At 39.2% G+C, this 6,549-nt stretch carries 2 protein-coding genes; both read left to right on the plus strand.

The genetic code is table 11. The features are described from left to right. The coding region (locus O9290_RS03575; RefSeq protein WP_288086713.1) for a non-ribosomal peptide synthetase at nt 1-3,688 on the plus strand (3,688 nt) is incomplete at its 5' end. After that, nucleotides 3,685-6,549, plus strand: a 2,865-nt coding sequence (locus tag O9290_RS03580) for a non-ribosomal peptide synthetase (RefSeq protein WP_288056666.1), incomplete at its 3' end; no start/stop codon positions are given. The genes O9290_RS03575 and O9290_RS03580, both read left to right, overlap by 4 nt.

A 6,549-nucleotide genomic window follows, 5' to 3' on the forward strand; every position in this document is an offset into this window, starting at 1 on the left:
ACCAGAGTATATGATTCCTAGTGCCTTTGTCATTTTGGAATCCCTACCCTTAACACCTAATGGTAAGACTGATTACCGTGCTTTACCGGCTCCCGAATTCCAAAGCCAAGAGCAGTATATTGCGCCGCGTAACCCAATTGAAGAAATACTGGTAACAATTTGGTCTGAAGTTTTAAAAGTCAAACAAGTAAGCATTAATCATAACTTCTTTGAACTAGGAGGACACTCATTATTAGCTACTCAACTCATTTCCCGCATTCGCACTAATTTCTCAATAGAAATTCCCTTAAGGAGTCTATTTACAGCACCAACAATTGAAGAATTATCCCAACAAATTCAACAATTACAGCAACAGGATTTAACCCTATCCGCACCCCCCATATTACCAAGGGGTGAACAATCTGAATTATTGTTGTCTTACGCTCAAACTCGTCTCTGGTTTTTAGACCAATTAGAACCTAATAGTGCTTTCTATAATATTCCTGTAGCTTTACGTTTGCAAGGTCATCTTAATCAATCTGCTTTAACACAAAGTTTAGAGGAAATTATTCAACGTCACGAAGCATTAAGAACCAACTTTATTACCGTTAATGGACAACCAAATCAAGTTATTCAAACAGTAACAAATTGGGCTGTATCAGTAATTGACTTGCAGCATTTATCCCCAAAAGAACAAGAAATTGCTGCCAAAAAATTAGTCAAAGAACAAGCATTTAAAACCTTTGATTTAGGTAAAGAAGCATTAGTAAGAGCCACCTTAATCCTGCTGAATAATAACGAATATTGGTTATTATTATGTCTGCACCATGTTATTAGTGATGGTTGGTCAATGGGTGTATTGATTGAAGAATTAACAGCGTTATATAATGCTGTTAATCAAGGTCAACCTTCACCCTTAAAACCCCTACCAATTCAGTACGCTGATTTTGCAATTTGGCAAAGACAATGGTTGCAGGGAGAAGTCCTAGAAAACCAATTAAATTATTGGAAAAAACAACTAGCAGACGCACCAACTTTCTTACCACTACCAACAGATAAACCTCGTCCAGCAGTCCAAACATTTACTGGGGCACATCAAGAGTTCCAACTATCCCTTGAACTCACCCAAAAGCTAACAGAATTAAGTCAGCAACAAGGGGTAACAATGTTTATGACATTGTTAGCAGCCTATGGAATATTACTTTATCGTTATACAGGACAATCAGACATCTTAATAGGCACACCTATAGCTAACCGTAACCGTCGTGAAATAGAGAGTTTAATAGGCTTTTTTGTGAACACCTTAGTAATGCGGACTGACTGTTCAGAAAATCCCAGTTTTCAGGAATTATTGATGAGAGTGAGAGAAATGTCTTTAGGTGCTTATGCTCATCAAGATTTACCCTTTGAAATGTTAGTAGAAGCGTTACAACCAGAGAGAAATCTTAGTCATACACCCTTGTTTCAGGTGATGTTTGCGCTTGAAAATACTCCCCTATCTAAAATAGAACTAATGGATTTAACTATTGATTCTTTACCCTTAGAAGGTGAAACAGCTAAGTTTGATTTAACCCTATCAATGCAAAATACAGAGACGGGATTAATGGGGGTTTGGGTATATAATACTGACCTATTTAATAGCGAGACTATTGAGAAAATGAACGGTCATTTTCTGACTCTACTTGAGGGGATTATTACTAATCCGAGTGAGAGAGTTTCTCAATTACCTTTGTTAACTAAAGTTGAACAACAACAGTTATTAATTGACTGGAATAATACTGAGGTAGATTACCCTGCTAATAAGTGTATTCATCAATTGTTTGAGGAACAGGTGGAACGGACTCCTAATGCTGTAGCAGTAACTTATGAAAATGAATCCTTAACTTATCGAGAATTAAATAATCGTGCTAATCAATTAGCCCATTATTTGCGGAAATTAGGCGTAAAACCCGATACTTTAGCCGGAATTTGTGTTGAGCGTTCCTTAGAGATGATGGTCGGATTATTGGGGATATTAAAAGCGGGTGGTGCTTATGTACCTCTTGATCCTGAGTATCCCCAAGAACGCCTGAGCTTCATGTTAGAAGACTCTCAGGTAAAAGTGTTAGTAACTCAAGCAAAATTAGTCAAGTCTATTCCTGAACATCAAGCACAACTTATCTGTTTAGATACAGAATGGGAAAAAATCGCTCAAAATATCACCTCAAACCCCGAAAGCGTAGCAAAACCAGAGAATTTAATCTATATTATCTATACATCCGGTTCCACAGGGAAACCGAAAGGCGTTTTAGTCAATCACTCCAATGTCGTGCGATTATTTGCCGCTACAGATGCTTGGTATAATTTTAGTAGTCAAGATGTCTGGAGTCTATTTCATTCCTACGCTTTTGACTTTTCGGTGTGGGAAATGTGGGGAGCTTTGTTATATGGTGGACGCTTGGTAGTTGTCCCCTACTTAGTGACCCGTTCTCCCGAAGCATTTTATCAGCTATTGTGTCAAGAAAAAGTCACAATTCTCAATCAAACTCCTACCGCTTTCCGTCAGTTAATTCAAGCTGAAGAATCCTTAAAAGGAAGTTTTCCCTTATCAAGGGGGGATCGTTCATCGACAACAGATAACGATTTAAGCTTACGTTTAGTTATTTTTGGAGGAGAAGCTTTAGAAATTAACAGCTTACAACCTTGGTTTCAGCGCCATGGCGACCAATGCCCCCAATTAGTTAATATGTACGGAATTACAGAAACTACGGTTCATGTGACCTATCGACCATTAAGTATGAACGACTTGGATAGTACAGCTAGTGTGATTGGTCGTCCCATTCCCGACTTACAGGTGTATTTACTAGACCAACATTTACAACTTGTACCGGTTGGTGTACCTGGGGAGATGTATGTGGGGGGTGCCGGAGTAACAAAAGGTTATCTCAATCGTCCTGAATTGACCAAAGAAAGGTTTATTTCTAGTCCTTTTGAGAAGGATGAAGTGATCCCCCCAACCCCCCTTAATAAGGGGGGCAATGAGCCGTCAAAATTATATAAAACGGGAGACTTAGGGCGTTATTTACCCGATGGTAATATTGAATATTTAGGACGCATTGACAATCAAGTTAAGATTCGGGGTTTTCGGATTGAGTTGGGGGAAATCGAAGCATTATTAGCATCTCATCCCCAGATTTGGGAAACAGTAGTAATAGTGAGGGATGATGCAACAGGAGATAAGCGTCTTGTGGCCTACATTGTGCCACAATCGGAAAAAACGATTACCATTAACGAAATACGGCAATTCCTGAAAGCTCAATTACCCGGTTACATGATACCTAATGCTTTCGTTATTTTAGATGCCTTACCCCTTACTGCTAATGGAAAAATAGATAGTCGAGCTTTACCCCCACCAGAATCTAGTAGTGAAGCATCAGACAAATATGCTGCTCCGCGTAACCCGATCGAGGATATATTAGTAACTGTTTGGTCAGAAGTGCTAAAAGTCGAGAAAGTGGGTATAAATGATAACTTCTTTGAACTGGGAGGCCATTCCCTACTAGCCACTAAATTAGTAGCACAGATCCGTGATCGCTTGAAAGTTGAACTTCCCTTACGTCAGTTATTAAACTCAGCCACACTAGCAGAATTAGCCCAAGGGATTGAACAGTTAAAACAGGAAAAATCCGATACCATTATTCCAGCTATTTTACCAAGAAAAAGAAAATGAATTTTGAAGAATTACCCCTATCTTATGCCCAACAGCGTTTATGGTTCTTAGACCAATTAGAACCAAACAGTCCCTTTTATAATATTTCCCTGGCCTTGCATTTAGCAGGAAATCTCCAGGTAGATGTCCTCGAAAAAAGCCTACAAGAAATTATTCAGCGCCATGAGTCCCTCCGCACAAATTTCGCCACGGTTGAGGGAAATCCTGTACAAGTAATTAAACCAGAAAGTAATTGGCAATTAACGCTTGTCAATGGGAAAGACAGCCCAAAATATCGAGAAGAGCAGGAAATAAAAAAATGGCTAGAAATTCACAGCCATCAACCTTTTGATTTAGCCAATGACTCCCTAATTAGAGCCACCCTACTTAAGTTATCAGACACAGAACATTTTTTGCTGATTTGTCTGCACCATATTGTCTCTGATGGTTGGTCAATGGGGGTATTTATTGAGGAATTGACAACCCTTTATAATGCCTATACTAAAGGTTTAGAACCTCTTTTACAAGAGTTACCAATCCAGTATGCAGATTTTGCAATTTGGCAAAGGGAATATTTACGGGGAGAAATCCGAGAAAATCAGTTAAATTACTGGCAAAAACAGTTAGCAGCAGCACCCGCTTTATTACATCTACCTACGGATTATCCCCGTCCTCTACAACAAAGTTTTCAGGGAGATCGGATAAAATGTAACCTTTCTCCAGAACTTAGTCAAGGGTTAAATAAGCTGAGTCGGGAAAAAGGTGTCACCTTATTTATGACCCTCCTGACCGCATTTCAGACTCTACTCTATCGTTACACAGGACAAACAGACATTTTAGTCGGTACTCCCATCGCTAACCGTACTCGTAGTGAATTAGCTGGGTTAATCGGCTTTTTTGTCAATACCTTAGTCTTAAGAACAGATTTAGCAGGAAATCCCAGTTTTAGCGAGTTATTAAAACAGGTACGAGAGACAGCAACGGATGCTTACGACCATCAAGATTTACCTTTTGAGATGTTAGTAGAGGCTCTACAACCTGAAAGAAATATGAGTTATACTCCTTTATTTCAGGTAATGTTTGGCTTAGATAATGAACCTATCAATGAAATAGCTTTAGAAGGAATAAAAGCCACTCATCAGCCTTTGGAATTTAAGACAGCTAAGTTTGACTTAAGTTTATCTATACAGGTAAAAGAAGCTGGATTAACTGCGATTTGGGAATATAATACAGATCTGTTTGACAAAAGCACAATTGAGCGACTATCAGGGCATTTTGTTAACCTATTAACCGGGATTATTGCTAATCCAGAACAAGCAATTAGTCAATTACCCTTACTGACAGAAAGCGAGACTAATCAGTTATTAATTGAGTGGAATAATACTCAAGTTGACTATCCTGAGTATAAGTGTATTCATCAATTATTTGAGGAACAGGTAAAACGCACACCCGAAGCGGTAGCAGTTGTATATTCAGAGCAACAATTAACCTACAATGAGTTAAATTGTCGAGCTAATCAGTTAGCACATTATTTGCAGTCTTTAGGAGTAAAACCTGAGCAATTAGTGGGAATTTGTCTAGAACGTTCTTTAGACATGATTGTGGGGTTATTAGCGATATTAAAAGCGGGTGGTGCTTATGTTCCTCTTGACCCTGAGTATCCAACTGAGCGTTTACTGTATATCCTCCAAGATGCTCAAATTAGAGTTCTGTTAACCCAAAAACATTTAATCGCAGGACTTCCAAAACACCAATCAGAAATCGTTTGTTTAGATACTGACTGGTCGTTTATCACTCAAGCACAGGAATCAAATCCCTGCTGTGAAGTTCAACCGGAAAACTTAGCTTATGCAATCTACACTTCAGGTTCAACAGGAAAGCCAAAGGGAGTGATGATTCAGCACTCCTCCGTTGTCAATCTTGCTCACGGACTGCATGAAGCTATCTATGCTCACCATCAGATTTCCCCATTGCGAGTCAGCATCAATGCCTCTTTAGCTTTTGACGCTTCTGTGCAACAAATTATCCAACTGATATATGGTCATAGCCTGAACATTGTGCCAGAAAAGGTGCGATTTGATAGCCATGCCATGTTATCCCACCTGCGGCAGCAAAAAATAGATGTATTGGATTGCACACCATCGCAACTGAGGCTACTAATTTCAGTAGGATTGCTAGAAAGTGACAATCATCCTCAATCTGTCTTGGTGGGAGGAGAAGCCATTGATGAATCTATGTGGGCTACTTTGGCCAAGGCTGAAAACATTAATTTCTATAACGTTTATGGACCGACAGAATGCACTGTGGATAGTACGATATGTTTGATCACAGCTAACCTCAAACCAGTGATTGGTCGTCCCATTGCTAAGGTAAAAACCTATATTTTAGACGAATATTTGCAACCTGTCCCGATTGGTGTTCCGGGAGAATTACATATTGGTGGTATGGGATTAGCGCGGGGTTATCTCAATCGTCCCGAATTAACCCAAGAAAAATTTATTCCTAATCCTTTTGAGAAGGATGAAGTGATCCCCCCAACGCCCCTTAATAAGGGGGGCAATGAGCCGTCAAAATTATATAAAACGGGAGATTTATGTCGGTATTTACCCGATGGTAAAATCGAATATTTAGGACGGATTGACAATCAAGTAAAAATTCGGGGTTTTCGCATTGAATTGGGAGAAATTGAAACCGTTCTTAGTCAGCACAATGCAGTAAAAACGGCTGTTGTAATTGCCCAAGAAGATGAGACAAATCAGAAACGTTTAGTCGCCTATATTATTCCCAAAATAGAGATTATTTCCACTCCAAAAGAGCAAAATTCACTTAATGTTACTGAACTGCGGCAATTCCTGAAAGCCAAGTTACCAGAGTATATGATT

Source organism: Microcystis sp. LE19-41.2A, from assembly GCF_027530405.1.
Lineage (GTDB): Bacteria > Cyanobacteriota > Cyanobacteriia > Cyanobacteriales > Microcystaceae > Microcystis > Microcystis aeruginosa.